Genomic DNA, 15,750 nt, shown 5'->3' on the forward strand with positions numbered 1-15,750 from the left:
GTATTATTTAATTTTTTGCTGTTGTTTAATTGTTTCTAGCCACGTATTTGCAAAGGCTACATTTTTTGCAATTGCCTTTTTTCTTACTCCTCTTATTTTTCCATTTTCAAAAAGTATATCTGTGGTACATATTCCCAAATAATCGTTACGAAAACTATAAGGAATGACAATAGCATCGTTTTCATTTTGAGCGAGTAGAAAACACATTTCGGGGTCTGCCATTAAGTCGCCCATTTGTTTACCATAATGAGCAAGTGAGTACAATTCATATCCCTCTATTTCGTCAATTTTTTCAACTGACAAAGGCATATATAACCCTGCGTTATTGTCGATTTTTGTATAACCTTTATTTGCTTTAGCTAAAGCTACGAGCTTTAAAAAAGTTTTTGTTGCTGTTCTATTAATTATTTTCATTACTATTAAGTTTAAATTTTAACCCACTTTTTTTGGCAGTATGCTCAAGGTTTATCCAATAAACATCGGACAATACCATTTTTCGAGCAATTTGCTGTAACGTAGTATTTTTAATGTTTGTGGTGTCGAACCCTAATTGCTCTAAATCTTCTACACTAATCGATGCAACTTCGTAAGCACCTTGCGGTTCTGCGTTTTCATTGTCGGCAATTAATTGACCATTATCATTGAAAATTTGCAGAGTTGGATTTCCGTCATTTAGTCCTAAATCCATTATTTTTCCTGTATCGGTAAGACTTTCAATACGTTCTATTTTAATAGCTTTTTCATTGAAGTTGGCAATATCTTCATTGGATAATTCTTTAACTTTTGCTGTTGCTTGTTCGATGTTTTCTGCTGTGATTTCAAAAAACAAGCGTTCCCATTTGATGACCTTTTGGTCTTGATAAAATCTAAATTTTTTCATTGTATTGTTTTTTTAAGTTATCTCTACTATTTTTTGAATACGCCCATATAAATTATTGCGTAAACTTGTTTTATTTGGAGCATAGTATTCGTGCCAACTATCATGTTGTTTTACCAAATAAGTTTTTAGAATAATGCTAAAATCAAAAGCATAACCCATAAGCGGAATAGCCTTATTGAAATAGATGTTACTGATAAGTTGTCTTACCAACCAATCTTTTTCCTCTTTTGAAAGAGGTAAGCTGTTTATTACTTTTTTTTTGAGTATATATGCTTTAGCGTTTTTTAGTGTTCCAAGTGGCGAAACTTCCCATTTAACAAATTTGTATGCGATTGTTTTCATAACTATATCGTATTTAAAATGATGTTTTTACATTCGTTAGCATAGTTGGTAACATAGCTTTCCAAGTATTCAACAGCATCCACTTTTTGTGCAGTTGATAGTTTTTTGGCTAGTTCAATAGCTTGTTTTCGTTGTCTGTTAATGAGTGATTTTAAGATATGCTCGAAATACTGCTCAATCGAGTTAAAACCGTAGTCTTTAATTGTTTGTCTTGAAACCATAATCTTTATTTTAATAATTAAATTTTAAGGGGGTGTTTGTTTGCTTCTTTCGTGCGTAGCACAATAAAGGAAGTGGGTTTTGTCAAGACTTTTAGAGAAAAATCAGGAGTGTCTGCGACGTAGTAAAATCCTAGGATTTTCAAGGAAGTAGAAACCTTATTTTTGTCTAAAACTTTGTATAGTCTTGACAAGTTCCATAAGGGAATTAGTAGTTCTTTTGAAACTATTTTTGGGTATCGTGTACCGAGAGTTAAGCGATGCACGGAAATAGGTTCAAATTAGAACTTCTTATTTCCTGCCTATTTTTCGCTGTCCCGAAAAATAACCAAGGCTTCCTTTATTATAAACCCCTTAAAATTTCGACAAATGCTTTCGTTTTTAAGACGTATTGCCAAAGTTTAAAAGAAAACTTTGGTGATAGGGCTGTGAAGAAAACGGAGGTATTTGGCGTTCCGTTTTTAAAAATTGAAGAAGAATAGAATGAAAAAATGAGAATACGTTCGAAAAAGAAAAGAGTATTCTTAAAAGAGTGCAACGGTTTAAGAATGTTCTTTTTAAAAGGATTTTCAGAGGCTTTTTTTCTTGAATTTTGTTCTGATATGTTACACTGTTGAAACAGAAATTCAAGAAAATATGCTGAAAAAATAATAAAACAAACAGCCATAAAAAGCCATTGAACGCAATTTGTAGTCAGAAAAAAACCAATAAAAAATGATGCCAATTACACCATTATTTTAGACGAAAAATAAACGACTTTTACCAATGGATGTAGTAACAATAGAGCGAAAAACATTTGAAAAAATGATGACTATTTTGCAAGAATTACAAGCGCAAACCCAGCAAATAACAGAACCTTATAAACGATTGTTATTGCATAAAGAATGGTTGGATAATCAAGATGTATGTTTACTATTGAGAATTGATAAACGAACCCTTCAAAATTATAAAAACAAGGGAGTTTTAGGCTATTCAAAAATCAATCGTAAAAATTATTTTAAAGCATCCGAAGTAAAGAAGTTACTAAAAACAACTGCTGAAAATGGAACTACTCACAACAACTTCTGAAGAAATTATTTCCTTTTTTAACACGGCTAAAATCATTTCCGAAGAACTAAAAAAAGTACAAAAAAATTATCGTCCGTTATTAAATGACGAACACTATTTGATAGGCGAAGAAGTGTGCGAACTTTTGCATATATCTTCACGCACATTGCAATATTATCGAGATGATAAATTGCTTCCGTATATTCAAATTCAAGGTAAAATTTTATACAAAGAATCGGATATAATCAACTTATTAGAAGCTAATTATCAATAAAAAAAACAAATGCGGATACTAAAAAATATCCGCATTACTTTTTAAAAATTAACCGCTAGTTGACTTTCTACATTTTGAAGCTGAACCGCCAATCGTTCCATATCTTCACTAATCTTTTTGTTGGTAATTCTGGCGTAGATTTGTGTGGTTCGAATATTGGTATGACCAAGCATTTTACTTACACTTTCAATTGGAACATTATTTGATAAAAACAAGGTGGCGCAGGTGTGTCTTGATACGTGAAATGTTACGTGTTTTGTAATTCCTGCAAGTTCTGAAATTGTCTTTAAATGTGTAATACAACTGCTATGACTTGGTACGTTGAACACTAAATTATCATTCCCCAAACCTTTATATTTTTTCATAATTTGTAAGGGTGTATCTAACAAACGAACACTAAATTTTACTTTTGATTTTTGACGTTTTTTGATAATCCATAAACTTTTATCCCAAAAACGCTGAATTTCATCAAAAGTTAAATTTTTTAAATCCACATAGGACAATCCTGTAAAGCAACAGAAAACGAATAAATCGCGTACTAACTCTTCGTTTTTAGTTCTAACGGTAACAGAACCAAATTGTTTTAATTCTTCTTTAGTCAAGAAAGCTCTATTGGTTTTAACCTTTTTTACTCTGTGACGGGCAAACGGACTGACTACTATCCACCCTTTGTCAACAGCAATCATTACCACACGTTTTAGGGTTTTTAGGTAGTTGGCTATGGTGTTTGTATGCAATTTTTTGTCAAAAATTAAATAATGCTCGAAATCTGTAATAAAATCTTCTTCTAATTCTCTAAACGGAATATCTTTTAAGTTGTGTTTTTCTTTAAGGAAAGTTTTTACATGCTGAAAAGAGAATCTAAAATACGCCCAAGAACCTTTTGCTTTTGTTTTTCCGACTTTGGTGTAAAAATCGTCCAGATATTTTTGAAATACTACCAACAGCATTTTTTCATCAGTAGTAATGCCTAGAAAAGCATTTTTAACTTTGATTGCTGATACATATCCGTTTTGGTTTAAAATACGATTATAGCAATCGTTTATCCGTACACGAATAGCATCTAATTTTTGATTGATTTCATTGGCTTCTTTTGATTTTCCTTTCAGTCGATTATGGCTTATATCCCATTTTTTAGCATCAATACTAATTTTAGTGCTAAACTGTGTGATTTTACCATTGATAGTAATTCTGCCCATAACGGGAATAGATCCATCTTTTTTTGGTGCATTCTTTTTAAGGTAAAACAAGATTTTGAACGTGGCTCTTTTAGTTGTCTTCATAACTCAAGATTTAAGATTAAAATTAAATTTATTTGAGTTATTTGAAACTATGAAAAAGGAAGCAATTGACAGAAAAACAGTGGTTTATTAGGGTTTCTGCTTAAAATAAAAAGTAACGATTTGGTAACTGAACTTTGTCTTTTGATGTCTTTTAAATGTCCAGCTATGTCGCTTTTTTATTTTGAAAACTGTTTTAAGTCGTTGTTTGTCATGGTGTTACGTTTGTTTTCTTTGTTTTTCTTTTTTAACGGAAATTCCGCGAGGATTTTCAGTTTGGTGCGTACTTGCAAAGTTTCGTGCTAAACCACGCAACTACTCATAGCCGAGACCGTTATGTGTAATGCGTGAAAAACATAAACCAACCAAAAGACGAAAACTATTTAGTTTTCGTCTTTTGGTTTTATAAATTCAGATTGATATTTTTCCAAAAACTTTTTCTGTCTAGCAATCATTTGTTGTCGCATTTTATCTATATCCATAAAATCCTTTCCAAAAGGACTTATAAAAAAGTCATCATTGAAGAAATGATTACTAAAAAGTGAATCTTGAGAAAAAATATTTTCAAATCCTTCATTTTCAAACTTTGAAAAATTAGTAAAAAATCTTGATTTAAAAGATTGAATCAAACTATCTTTATCTAAAGATGCGATATCATCAAATTTACTACTAGAAGACCAAGAATAAATACTGTCATATCTAATTAAATTTCCATTTTCATCAAACTCTTTATCAACTTTCCAAGTCCCTTTAGGTTTTTCAACAATACTATTTTCAATTTCTTTTGTTTCGTCTTTTTTTGCTTTATTTTGTTGACTATTACAGCTAAAGCTAAATAAAGCTAATGATAATAATAAAATATACTTTTTCATTGTTCTTTATTTAAAAAATTATACATTCTAAAAAATTATGTTTTATACAAACCACCTGTTTCAATCATCTTGATTAATCTATTTTGGTGGAATACTTCTGATATTCTCTCACCATTTTTATACCAAATACATTCCAAATAACTATCATTATCAGTCAAACCAAAAATTGAATCTCTTTTTGGAACATATTTTAAAACTTCCATTTTTGGTGCAAGAGTTTTTCCTTTTAATTTTACCCAATCACCAGATTTAAATTTTCTTGCCATATTACAATTGAATTAAAAGTTAAACATCATTATAAGGATGAGGCTAAAATTCCAGCCTCATCCTCAAAAATTACTTAAAGATTAATAATTCAATTATGAAATCTTAATCGTCCTTGAAGGTTTTTGTTTTGCCTCTTCTTTTTTAGGTAGAAGAATATTTAAAATCCCATCCTTATAGTTCGCATTAATCTTTTCTTCATTCACACTTTCAGGTAGCGTAAATGTTCTTTTGAATGAAGAATAACCAAACTCTCTTCGAGTATAATTATCTTCTTGAAGTTCATTTTCTTCCTTTGTTTCGGTCGAAATTGATAATACTTGATTGTCTAGGTCAAGATGGAAATCTGATTTTTTTAGACCAGGAACTGCCATTTCTACCATAAAAGCATCTGCTGTTTCTTTAATGTTAACTTTTGGCAAAGTAATTCCAGTATTAAAATTTGAAGTAAATACTGAAGGAAGGTCTCTATTAAATATATCATCTAACCAGCTAGACCAATTTGGGAAGTTTAGGTTTGAATTAGTGTTTGCTAAACCTCCGTTTTTAGGAACATTAACTAAATTGCTCATAATTACAAAATTTTAATTAAACATTATTTCAAATTGAAATCTGTTAAGACTTCACTCTATACCTCGCAAATAAAATGCCATTATGAATAAGTGTTTATTCTAATCTATTTCATTACATTATTAAATGAAATTTTGTCATAATTATGATTAATTGACATATTATATACTAAATAAATGACATATTTTCATTTTAAATTTAACATAGTATTTTGAATTTACTTTTGTGAAATAATGTGAAAAGGAATAGCACTACAGACAACAACGTATATAATCCATTACTAGTGAAAGCCTACTTACGAAAATCCGCGAGGATTTTCTATTCGGTTTTTATTTGCTAAATTACGTGCTAAACCACGCAACGTATCATATACAAAACTGTTATGTGCAACCCGAACAAGAATATAAACAACAATGAAAACTGCTCTAGAAAATAAGCCCAATTACGGTTGGACTTGCAAGAGAAATTCGGACAGTTTTTCTAAGGCCTATGCTACATTTTTAAGTTTATAAAATTCTATTTCGGCTTCTATAGAAGTTTTGTACCCCAAAGAAGAATGTAATCTTTTTCTATTATATCAGGCCTCTATGTAATCAAATACAGCTGTTTTAGCTTCTTGTATTGTTTTGAAACTATGATGGTAAACAAGTTCTGTTTTTAATGTTTTAAAGAACGATTCTACTACTGCATTATCCCAGCAATTCCCTTTTCTACTCATACTTTGTTTTACTAGTTTATGTGCTTTTAATTTTTTTCTAAACCTATCAGAAGCATATTGAACACTCTATCTGAATGAAAAATAAGAGGTAATTCAATCTTTCTGTTGTTACAAGCCATATTCTAGGCAGGTATCATAAGTATGGCTAGTATTCATACACTCGCTAATAAACCACCCAATGATTTTACGATCAAATAAATCATCTAATATGATAGTTAAATAAACCTATCCTTAGATCTGTTTTGATATAAGTAATGTCACTTACCCATACTTGAGATTTTCTAGATACAAGAAAGCGCTGTTTTAATATGAAAAAGTAACTTTTTATTTCTCAACCCTCTTTTTCCTTCTGGGTCTTTAAGCCAATAATAATACCCAGAAGAACTTACCTTCATTACTTTACACATCTGCTCAACAAGAAATAAATCCGTATGATTTTTTATAAATCCATATCTAACCCGTTGCTCTTGGAGAAGATCCTTACCACCTTTTTTAATATATCTCGCTCTAATTTAAGTGCTTTAACTTCCCTTTTTAATGCTAGAATTTCTGTGAGTTTTCTGTTTTTTTGCTTTTGTAAATGACCAGAACCTTGAAAAGCTTCTGACTTTTTAACTTCATATTCACGTTTCCATCTGCTCAATAAATCTAGACGAATATCTAATTCTTTAGCAACTTCAGAAATGCTTCCTCGATCAACAGCTAATGAAATTGCTTGAAATTTAAACTCTTTGCTATACCCTTTTTTTTCATAAGTATAAGTGTATAATTCTTATGCTTAAGGTTGTTTTAAAAACATCCAATCAAAGGTACTAACTCCAGAGAAAGATTAAGCTTTTTCAGCTAGTAATTCTTTAATATAAACCGAAGGTTTTTTTCCGGTAACATTATGAAAAGCTCGAGAAAAAGCTTCTGCATTATTGAAACCAACTTCTTGTGATAGATGTACTATAGTATAATTTCTAAGTTTAGGATTTTCGTTAAGTATTTTAATAGTATAATCAATCCTTAATTTGTTGATATAACCATTAAAATTTCGATTTTTATAATCATTTATTGTTTTAGATAAATATTTGGTATTTGTATTTATTTTTTTGGAGAGACTTCTAATATTTATGTCGTTTTTTAAGAATAACTCTTTTGCTTCAAATTTTTTTAAATCATCTAATATTTTTTGAGTAACCTCTTCTGGGATTTTGAAATTTTTATTATTTTTAGTATCGGTTAATTTTTGATTTAAGTTGAATAAAACTTTGCTTTCTATTCTTGATTTATAAACCAAATCAATTATGTAGGTTACAGTCATTATCATATATCCAGAATTTACAATAGGTTGTTCAATGCTTTGATAGTCTCCAATTGCAACAATTACTGGCATAAGAGATAGAGAAAACAAACCAAGGTAACCAGCTAAAATTCGTGTCTTATAATAACGATTTTTATCATTTTGATAAGATGAGGTTTTATATATCTCGATTAATTCTTTACCAACTTGATAGAAGAAAGCAAATGAAACGAAAAGTGGGGTAATTATAAAGAGTTTTCTCGAAAGAGATAAGTTTTCTGTAAAATAATAAGGGACTATAAAAAAAGAGATAAAAGAGACAATTAAAACTAAAAAAAGGGTTCTGACCCTAAAATGTTTAAAGGGATAAATATTGAATTCTTTGTAGATATAATAAATAAAATATACTGCGACAATTATACCAACTAAATAAGCAACTATATTTTGATAATATATACTTAATGAAAATCTATTATCGGGAAAAATACCAGAAAAAAGATTATATAAAATATAAGTAATAGTTAGAATTAGGAACCTTAATCTTGAGTTATCATTTGGACGAGACAAGAAAAATAATAATTGAGAGAAAAGAACTAATGATTGAAGCACAAGAATTACAAAAGTGCTAACATGCATTTCTGTGTTAAACATATGATTCTTTTTTCATAATAAATAGTTGGTAACCCAAATCTATTTTATTAATAACGTTAAACCCGAATTTTTTATAAAAAGGCAAATTTGATAATGTCGAAGTCTCTAGATAGTATGGTTTAGAGCTATATTCTTTAAGAACCTCTTTTAAGAGATCACTCCCAATTCCTTGATTTTGATATTTAGGATCTACTCCGATATACCATAAGTGAATAAAATCTTCTTTAGGATGATTTTTTTTCACCAAATTTTCACGTTTCATTACAGCTGGTACTCTTTTGATACCAATACACTTTATGACTAGCTTAAGATCCCATAAAATAGATTTTAGGGTACCTCTTTTTTTATTAGAATGTATAATTATACAAGTAGCTTTATCATCATTAGAGATAAATACTTTACCAAATTCCATTCCGTAAAAAAAAGAATATTCGATAAGCGATCTGATTCTCTGACCTCTTTTTTTATCTTGTTTTACAACATAATTAATGGATTTATTTTTATCAAAAGAAGTAGAAATAATATCTATTATTCTTTTTTTATCATTTGATGTAGCTTCTCTCATTTATACTATTTTTTTGAAATATTATTTAAATATTTCAAGACATTAATTTTTTAATTAATAAAACGTTTAATTCTTCATTTTTTAATTCTTCTATTGTTTTTTTATTTCTAGAAGAACAAAAACATTAAAAATAGCACAAATTTCATTTGTGAGCTTTGTAATTGCATAGTATTTTTTAGTTAATTGAAAATCAGTATTTTAATATTTTTGATAGCACAAGTATTTCCGTGAATTACGACTCGTAATTCTTGAAAACAGATTACTTTTTAAGGTTTTGTATTATAATTAGAAGTAATTTTCCACAATCTATAAATGGTAAAACCGTTTTGATATAGGTTAGTTATCTTCAAAAAAAATAGGACTTTTTTATTTTTTTAAGACAGAAACAATAGTGTACCAAATTAGTAACTAATTATTTTAAATACACAGATGAAGTCTTATAAGAAATGTTAAAATATATTTTTTGAGAGTAGTAAATATATCTCTTATGTAATTAGTAGATGAAAAATCCAAGTTTGAGTTATTTTGTATAAAACTCAAGTTTTAAAATTGTTAATTTTTAAAAATGATACTAATCATATATCAATAGGTTATCATAAAGAATTTTTAGAAGCATTTTAGTTAAGGTTTACAAAATGATATTCAAGCAGAAAATTTTAAATCATAAACATCAGATAATGATGAGAATTAATAACACTAAATTTTCTTTTAAGATCGATTTTTTTTATGATTATGGAGTACTAAAAAAAGCTGACTTCAAGATCAAAAAAGTTTTTTTTATTCGATTAAAATCCCTTAAAATTTTACACAATAAGACAGTTGTTAATGACAAAAATTTCTTTCTAAAAGAACTTAGATTAGATAATGAATACAAATGCTATAGATCTATGAATACTTCAATTACTAATGAAATAATGGAAATTATAAAGTTAGACTCATTTAAAGATTCAATTATATTTCAATAAGGTTAAAATGTTTTCAGTTTTTAACAATTTAGATTAAAATAATGATGATAACAAATCATAAAATAATAGCTTTTCCATTTGCAGGAGGTAATAGATATAGTTTTAGTAGTATTGAAAAACATGTGCCAAAAAATATAGATTGGATTACCTTAGAACTCCCAGGTAGAGGGAACCGTTTTAAAGAGAATCTATTGGTAAAAATTGATGATATGGTCGATGACCTTTTGGATAAAATAATACCTCATATTCAAAAAAGTGATTATATAATCTATGGTCATAGCATGGGAACATTGTTAGGTTATGAACTAACAAAAAGAATCATTCAGGAGAAATTAAAACTACCGAAACATTTATTTTTTACAGGACGAGGAGCCCCAGGGTTTGATAGGTTTAAAAATAAAAAGTCAACCTTACCTAAGGAGCTATTTTGGAAAGAAGTAATTGAAATGGGAGGTTTTCCTAATGATATTTTAGACCATGAAGACCTTTTGGATTTATATTTTCCGATAATGAAATCTGATTTTAAAGCAGTTGAAGATTATGAGTTTTGCCAAATGAAAAAACCTTTTTTGATTCCGATACATATCTGCATGGGAAATGAAGAAATAGGAGAAGAAGAAGATAAAACACCCTTAAGCAGTATGAAAGCTTGGAGCAACGAAACATCTTATTCTTGTTCATTTGAATTACTGAAAGGAGATCATTTCTTTATACTTAAACATCCTAAAACTATTGCTCAAAAAATTTGCTTTGCATTTGAAGGTAAATTAAATACAAAATGATATTATGAAAACAGACCAAGTTTATTTAAAACCAAACTTAGTAATAGAGCCATTGTTCGATAATTGGTATGCATGGAGCCATTTGATATCTCCATCAACAGCAGCGATGAATGTTATTGGTAGGCATTTAAAAATAATGAGTTCCTATATTCAGGCTCCTACAGCCCATGCTGCGGCAGTAAAAAACCCAAAAATGTTGGGAGGACCTTTTATTGATTATGAAGGAAAACGAGTAGGTGAAATAGAAAAGTTACGTAATGACACTTTAGAGAATCAAAAAGAGCTTATTGTTTTTAGTGAAGCAGTTAAAGAGCTAGATTTAATGCTAAAGACAAAAGCAAAAGGATATTCTTTAGAACCTTTGTATAAAGAAGTTCCAGAGGTATTAAAAGGTTATGTAGAATTGATTTATGACCTCAATAACCAGCCTTCTTTTCGATTTTTTGAATCATTATTATACAACAGCGAATTTTATAAAGAAACATCACAAAGTATTTCACTTTGGTTAACCAATAATGATGAACGCCCTTTTGTATTGAGTACACCGCGTTTAGAAGATAAGGATAAAATACACTTGAACATACCTTTTAATCATAAAGGTTTAGATGTCCTTAGTAAGATGAGACGTACTCCAAATTCTTTAAAAGTAATAAAAGAAACTTTAGGAATTACTTCTGATATGGAGTCTGTTTTTGATTCCTTTTTTACCACTGAAGCACCAAAACCTTATGAAAAATATACAGGAGATAAGGTTCGAATGCGTTATTTTGGACACGCATGCATTTTAATAGAGACAAAGGATGTCAGTATTCTTTTAGACCCTATAATTAGTTATTATGGTTACCATCAGGAAGTGGATCGATTTTCAGATATGCATTTGCCAGAAGTTATTGACTATGTGCTAATCACCCATAATCATCAAGATCATATTTTGTTTGAAACTCTAATTCCATTGAGGCATAAGATAAGAAATATCGTTGTCCCTAGATCGTCTAATGGTAGTTTACAAGATCCAAGTTTAAAACTGATGTTTAAATCAATAGGTTTTGATAATGTTATTGAAATTGATGAAATGGATACTATTAATTTTAAAGATTGTGCTATTACCGGTATTCCATTTATAGGAGAACATTCAGATCTAAATATACAAGCTAAAATTTGTCATCATGTATCTGTAGGAGGTTTTAAGATACTTTTTGTCGCAGACTCCTGTAATGTTGAATCTAAAATTTATGAACATGTACAAACCTTAATAGGAGATGTAGATGTTATCTTTTTAGGAATGGAATGTGACGGAGCTCCACTTTCATGGCTTTATGGACCTTTATTATCAGAACCATTGGCAAGAGATAAAGATTCTTCACGTAGATTGGCAGGTTCTAATTTCGAAAGAGGAAAAGGTTTAGTAGAAGCATTTAACCCTAAAGAGGTATATGTATATGCAATGGGACAAGAGCCTTGGTTAGAGTTTATTAGTAGCATTAAGTATACAGATGAATCTAATCCTATTGTGCAATCCGATTTATTAATCAAGTATTGTAACAATAATAATATGATTGCAGAACGCTTATTTGGAGAGAAAGAGATTATGTATTAAATCATTTCGGTTTTATTGGTGCTAAAAAAAGTAAGCGTGATAAAAACAATACTCATCATCATAAAAAGAGAACTATGATGGTTACTTAGATTAAAATATAATGAAATTATTTTGTGGGTATTTATTAGAGGAATTTAAAATTAATATTTATAACTAAACTATTTAGGACATTGAGAAAAGTAACATTACTTAATTTATTAAGAGTAAAAATAAAAGTTGCATTACCAATACTGGGTTTTATTGCTGTAATTAATGGTCTGTGGAGCGGTAGTTTGTTAATGCTAGTAAGTCATAAAATAGCAGGTACTCCTTTACCTCTTTTTGATGATTATGATTGGTTAGTTTACTTGTTTTTTGTTGTTGGGTCTTTTTTTTTAACGTACTATTTTAATGGGTACATGATAAAAGCAACATTAAACTTTGGTAAAGAAATGACGCTTCAAATCATAAATAAACTTCGATTATCGAACTATGAATCTTATTTACATATGGGAGAGGCAAGAGTTAGAACTGCATTGGAAGATGTACGTACTTTAGAATCACTGCCAGGGAATTTCATAGTTTTTTTTAATTCTATAATAATGATATTAGCAGGAATAGGATATATGTTTTGGTTATATCCTAAAGGAGCTATAATGATGATCTTTCTTATTCTCATATTAGTTTTTATTTACATACATCGGAATGGAATTATTGAAAAGGATATGGATGCTAAAAGAGATCTTGATGATGTGTTTATGAGGAATTATAATGATTTTTTACATGGTTTCAATAAAGTTAAAATGAGTACTAAAAGGAGTGATTCTATCTTTTTAGATCATATTACTAAAAATCGTGATAAAGCAATAAAACTTAGTATAAAATCAGGATTATCAGCTTTTGGTAATGAATTATTAGGAGATTATTTCTTTTATCTTTTGATAGGTACTGTACTTTTTATATTACCTACTTTTTTTAGCATTGATGCAACTGTTATTTCTGGTTTTATGATTACACTATTATTTTTAATGGGACCAATCGCTATTTTAATAAACCTTATGGAAAGCATTATTAGTTATAAAGTAGCTTTTAAAAGAATTAATGAGTTCAATGATACTCTTACAGATAATTTTAACGACTCAGATTCAATTCTATTATCAACATCAAAAGAGTTACCTGTTTTTGAAACTCTTTATACTAATAATATAGACTATCAGCATATTGATGAAAAAGGAAATATTACGTTTCAACTAAAGCCGATTAACCTAAAAATTAATAAAGGAGAAGTAGTTTTTATTTCTGGAAGTAATGGTAGTGGAAAAAGCACTTTTATCAATTTATTATCAGGGTTATACATACCTAAATCTGGGGAGATATTTGTTAATGATGTGCTCATTACAAATAACAATAGATCCAACTATAGAGATATGATATCCTGTATTTTTGCTGATAATTATCTTTTTACTGAGAATTACGATAATTTCGATTTACTCCCTTCTAATACACACCTAACGAAGCTTTTAAAAGAAATGAAACTTGACGAAATTATTCGACAAGATATAGCTAACAATAGAATATTCCAAAATCTATCTAGCGGACAACAGAAGCGACTAGCATTGATATATTCGGTGTTGGAAGATAAAGACATTTTTATTTTTGATGAGTGGGCTGCAGAACAAGATCCAGAATTTCGAAAATATTTTTATGAGAACATAATTCCTGATTTAAAAAGTAAAGGAAAAACTGTAATAGCAATAACCCATGATGATGCATATTATAAATACTGTGATCGATTAATAAAATTTGATTATGGAAAAATGATAGAAAAAGATACGGTAACATTTTCGAGTTATTAGATCTACTAACGTTATAGTAACCTTATCTATTTAAAAGTAGTTTAACTATTAGATTTCAATTTTGCTGATTACCTAATGAATAATTTTTTATTAGCCTGAATAGCTATGCAACTGTAGACTTATAGTTTGACTTGAGAATTTTACTGATCAAGACCTGTTTTTTTAAATAATTTAAATATTTGTAATTTATTATGAAGTCACTTAAAAAGTATCATTTATCTGAAAGAGTGAAAATTGTTTCTCCTTCATTACCAGGAGAAAAGTCAAAGGCACTATTAAAATTACAAGGTGAAATAGAAGGAAATGTTGTTTCATACCCTAAAAATATGCCAATAGCTATAAAGAGGGCAAAAGGAAGCATTATAGAAGATGTAGACGGAAATCATTTTATTGACTTTTTTGGAGGTTGTGGAGTTTTAAATGTGGGTCATGGTAATGAGTATGTATTGGATTATGTAAAAGAACAACAATCAGAATTGATTCATGCATTAGATTTTCCGACAGAAAATAAGCTTGCCTTAATTCAAAAAATATTAAAACATTTACCCAAAGAGATTCAAGGAAATTATAAGGTTAGTTTTGGAGGTCCTACCGGTTCAGATGCAGTAGAAGCCGCAATAAAATTAGCAAAAATAAAGACAGGTCGGGATGGTATAATTGCTTTTTCAGGAGGATATCATGGGATGACTTCTGGTGCACTAGCAGTTACATCCGATACTTTTTTTCGTAAAAAAATAACTTCCCTTATTCCTAACGTGCATTTTGTCCCTTATAGTTATTGCTATCGTTGTCCTTTTAATAAAGAAGAAAACAGTTGTGATTATGATTGTGCCAAGCATTTTGAATGGATACTAGAAACAGGACATTCTGGTATAACAATACCCGCCGCAATTATATTAGAACCCTTACAAGGAGAAGGAGGTAATATTTTGCCTAAAGAAGGATTCTTGGAGCGCATAGTAGAAATAGCTCATAAGTATGGGATTATCGTAATTTTTGATGAAATCCAAAGTGGTTTTTATAGAACTGGAAGTTTTTTAGAGTTTATGAATACCAGAGCAGTGCCTGATATCATAACGTTTTCTAAAGGTTTTGGAGGGATAGGTTTTCCAATTTCTGGATTAATATATAAAAAAAATATAGAAGCTTGGAAGTCGGCAGATCACATAGGTACTTTTAGAGGAAATCAAGTTAGTATAGCAGCAGCAAGAGGAGCTTTTGATTTTATAGAAGAATATAATATAGAAGAATATACTAAGACTATAGGATCTTATTTAGTAGAGAAGTTAAGGGTATTAGAATCAGAAAATCCTTTTATAGGAGAAGTAAGAGGAAAAGGAATGATGATAGGAGTTGAATTTGTAAAGGATAAAACGACAAAAGAACCTTTCCCAGAATATCTTAAAAAATTTAGAGCGGAGTGCTTTCAGAGAAGACTATTATTTGAAGTAGGTGGCCATTATAATAATGTAATGCGATTGGTTCCACCTTTAATTACAACTAAAAATATTATTGATGTAGCAATTGAAATTATGAAAGATGCGATAGTAGTTTGTATGGAAGAATATATGGAGCCAATTCTAGCAAAAAATAAAACCGAATAAA

Annotated in this window: 17 protein-coding genes and 1 pseudogene; 6 read left to right on the top strand and 12 right to left on the bottom strand. The window is 29.1% G+C overall.

Going from position 1 to position 15,750, the window contains the following annotated elements; genetic code table 11:
- Positions 1-3: 3 nt before the first annotated feature.
- The 4 genes from N456_RS01055 to N456_RS01070 are packed head-to-tail and all read right to left on the bottom strand — an operon-like array spanning position 4 to position 1,443.
- Positions 4-414, bottom strand: coding sequence for a DUF6908 domain-containing protein (locus N456_RS01055; RefSeq protein WP_062052970.1), 411 nt, complete (start codon positions 412-414; stop codon positions 4-6).
- Positions 401-880: a hypothetical protein gene (locus tag N456_RS24815; protein WP_062052972.1), complete on the bottom strand. Its 480-nt coding sequence runs from the start codon at positions 878-880 to the stop codon at positions 401-403. The genes N456_RS01055 and N456_RS24815 overlap by 14 nt, the downstream gene beginning before the upstream one ends.
- Before the next feature lie 12 nt (positions 881-892).
- Entirely contained in the window at positions 893-1,222 is a 330-nt protein-coding gene (locus tag N456_RS01065) for a molybdenum ABC transporter ATP-binding protein (RefSeq protein ID WP_205410239.1), read from the bottom strand.
- Between the two features lie 2 nt (positions 1,223-1,224).
- Positions 1,225-1,443, bottom strand: a complete 219-nt coding sequence (locus N456_RS01070; protein ID WP_062052976.1) for a hypothetical protein — start codon at positions 1,441-1,443, stop codon at positions 1,225-1,227.
- A 762-nt stretch (positions 1,444-2,205) separates the two neighbouring features.
- On the opposite strand from N456_RS01070, the gene N456_RS01080 reads away from it, so the two are divergent.
- Positions 2,206-2,508, top strand: coding sequence for a helix-turn-helix domain-containing protein (locus tag N456_RS01080; protein ID WP_062052980.1), 303 nt, complete (start codon positions 2,206-2,208; stop codon positions 2,506-2,508).
- Positions 2,483-2,761, top strand: a complete 279-nt coding sequence (locus N456_RS23585) for a helix-turn-helix domain-containing protein (RefSeq protein WP_082422390.1) — start codon at positions 2,483-2,485, stop codon at positions 2,759-2,761. Before N456_RS01080 ends, N456_RS23585 begins: the two co-directional genes overlap by 26 nt.
- Positions 2,762-2,802: 41 nt before the next feature.
- Here the strand turns inward: N456_RS23585 and N456_RS01085 are convergent, their stop codons facing one another.
- From N456_RS01085 to N456_RS01115, 8 genes and pseudogenes are all read right to left on the bottom strand, one after another.
- Complete coding sequence (locus tag N456_RS01085; RefSeq protein ID WP_062052983.1) at positions 2,803-4,044, bottom strand: site-specific integrase; 1,242 nt, start codon at positions 4,042-4,044, stop codon at positions 2,803-2,805.
- Positions 4,045-4,424: 380 nt separating this feature from the next.
- Complete coding sequence (locus tag N456_RS01090) at positions 4,425-4,913, bottom strand: hypothetical protein (RefSeq protein WP_062052984.1); 489 nt, start codon at positions 4,911-4,913, stop codon at positions 4,425-4,427.
- A 35-nt stretch (positions 4,914-4,948) separates the two neighbouring features.
- Positions 4,949-5,179 (bottom strand): hypothetical protein, encoded by a 231-nt coding sequence (locus tag N456_RS01095; RefSeq protein WP_062052986.1) that lies wholly within the window; start codon positions 5,177-5,179, stop codon positions 4,949-4,951.
- 93 nt (positions 5,180-5,272) lie between these two features.
- Entirely contained in the window at positions 5,273-5,749 is a 477-nt protein-coding gene (locus N456_RS01100) for an Hsp20/alpha crystallin family protein (RefSeq protein ID WP_062052988.1), read from the bottom strand.
- 575 nt (positions 5,750-6,324) lie between these two features.
- Positions 6,325-6,465, bottom strand: coding sequence for an IS3 family transposase (locus N456_RS25310; RefSeq protein WP_148639130.1), 141 nt, complete (start codon positions 6,463-6,465; stop codon positions 6,325-6,327).
- 439 nt (positions 6,466-6,904) lie between these two features.
- Positions 6,905-7,198 (bottom strand): annotated as a pseudogene (locus tag N456_RS25315) (transposase); the annotation flags it as partial.
- 96 nt (positions 7,199-7,294) lie between these two features.
- The gene (locus N456_RS01110) at positions 7,295-8,401 is read right to left on the bottom strand and encodes a helix-turn-helix domain-containing protein (protein ID WP_062052998.1); all 1,107 of its coding nucleotides are present in this window, start codon (positions 8,399-8,401) and stop codon (positions 7,295-7,297) included.
- The gene (locus tag N456_RS01115) at positions 8,394-8,966 is read right to left on the bottom strand and encodes a GNAT family N-acetyltransferase (RefSeq protein ID WP_062053000.1); all 573 of its coding nucleotides are present in this window, start codon (positions 8,964-8,966) and stop codon (positions 8,394-8,396) included. The genes N456_RS01110 and N456_RS01115 overlap by 8 nt, the downstream gene beginning before the upstream one ends.
- Positions 8,967-9,972: 1,006 nt before the next feature.
- Between N456_RS01115 and N456_RS01125 the strand changes: the two genes are divergently transcribed.
- From N456_RS01125 to N456_RS01140, 4 genes are all read left to right on the top strand, one after another.
- Positions 9,973-10,713 carry a thioesterase II family protein gene (locus N456_RS01125; RefSeq protein WP_062053004.1) on the top strand — a complete coding sequence of 247 codons (741 nt, stop codon included), beginning with the start codon at positions 9,973-9,975 and terminating at the stop codon, positions 10,711-10,713.
- Between the two features lie 4 nt (positions 10,714-10,717).
- Positions 10,718-12,310, top strand: coding sequence for an MBL fold metallo-hydrolase (locus tag N456_RS01130; RefSeq protein WP_062053006.1), 1,593 nt, complete (start codon positions 10,718-10,720; stop codon positions 12,308-12,310).
- A 170-nt stretch (positions 12,311-12,480) separates the two neighbouring features.
- Positions 12,481-14,145 carry a cyclic peptide export ABC transporter gene (locus tag N456_RS01135; RefSeq protein WP_062053008.1) on the top strand — a complete coding sequence of 555 codons (1,665 nt, stop codon included), beginning with the start codon at positions 12,481-12,483 and terminating at the stop codon, positions 14,143-14,145.
- A gap of 191 nt (positions 14,146-14,336) precedes the next feature.
- Positions 14,337-15,749, top strand: coding sequence for an aspartate aminotransferase family protein (locus N456_RS01140; protein ID WP_062053010.1), 1,413 nt, complete (start codon positions 14,337-14,339; stop codon positions 15,747-15,749).
- Position 15,750 lies beyond the last annotated feature (1 nt).

This window comes from Aquimarina longa SW024, from assembly GCF_001401755.1.
Classification (GTDB): Bacteria; Bacteroidota; Bacteroidia; order Flavobacteriales; family Flavobacteriaceae; genus Aquimarina; species Aquimarina longa.

What these genes read in the sequence shown, in the direction of transcription:
- N456_RS01140 (WP_062053010.1), top strand. Translation starts at nt 14,337, where the DNA reads ATGAAGTCACTTAAAAAGTATCATTTATCTGAAAGAGTGAAAATTGTT.
- N456_RS01080 (WP_062052980.1), top strand. Translation starts at nt 2,206, where the DNA reads ATGGATGTAGTAACAATAGAGCGAAAAACATTTGAAAAAATGATGACT.
- N456_RS01055 (WP_062052970.1), bottom strand. Translation starts at nt 414, where the DNA reads ATGAAAATAATTAATAGAACAGCAACAAAAACTTTTTTAAAGCTCGTA.
- N456_RS01090 (WP_062052984.1), bottom strand. Translation starts at nt 4,913, where the DNA reads ATGAAAAAGTATATTTTATTATTATCATTAGCTTTATTTAGCTTTAGC.
- N456_RS25310 (WP_148639130.1), bottom strand. Translation starts at nt 6,465, where the DNA reads ATGAGTAGAAAAGGGAATTGCTGGGATAATGCAGTAGTAGAATCGTTC.
- N456_RS01125 (WP_062053004.1), top strand. Translation starts at nt 9,973, where the DNA reads ATGATGATAACAAATCATAAAATAATAGCTTTTCCATTTGCAGGAGGT.
- N456_RS01110 (WP_062052998.1), bottom strand. Translation starts at nt 8,401, where the DNA reads ATGTTTAACACAGAAATGCATGTTAGCACTTTTGTAATTCTTGTGCTT.
- N456_RS01100 (WP_062052988.1), bottom strand. Translation starts at nt 5,749, where the DNA reads ATGAGCAATTTAGTTAATGTTCCTAAAAACGGAGGTTTAGCAAACACT.
- N456_RS23585 (WP_082422390.1), top strand. Translation starts at nt 2,483, where the DNA reads ATGGAACTACTCACAACAACTTCTGAAGAAATTATTTCCTTTTTTAAC.
- N456_RS01130 (WP_062053006.1), top strand. Translation starts at nt 10,718, where the DNA reads ATGAAAACAGACCAAGTTTATTTAAAACCAAACTTAGTAATAGAGCCA.
- N456_RS01070 (WP_062052976.1), bottom strand. Translation starts at nt 1,443, where the DNA reads ATGGTTTCAAGACAAACAATTAAAGACTACGGTTTTAACTCGATTGAG.
- N456_RS01085 (WP_062052983.1), bottom strand. Translation starts at nt 4,044, where the DNA reads ATGAAGACAACTAAAAGAGCCACGTTCAAAATCTTGTTTTACCTTAAA.
- N456_RS01095 (WP_062052986.1), bottom strand. Translation starts at nt 5,179, where the DNA reads ATGGCAAGAAAATTTAAATCTGGTGATTGGGTAAAATTAAAAGGAAAA.
- N456_RS01065 (WP_205410239.1), bottom strand. Translation starts at nt 1,222, where the DNA reads ATGAAAACAATCGCATACAAATTTGTTAAATGGGAAGTTTCGCCACTT.
- N456_RS01115 (WP_062053000.1), bottom strand. Translation starts at nt 8,966, where the DNA reads ATGAGAGAAGCTACATCAAATGATAAAAAAAGAATAATAGATATTATT.
- N456_RS24815 (WP_062052972.1), bottom strand. Translation starts at nt 880, where the DNA reads ATGAAAAAATTTAGATTTTATCAAGACCAAAAGGTCATCAAATGGGAA.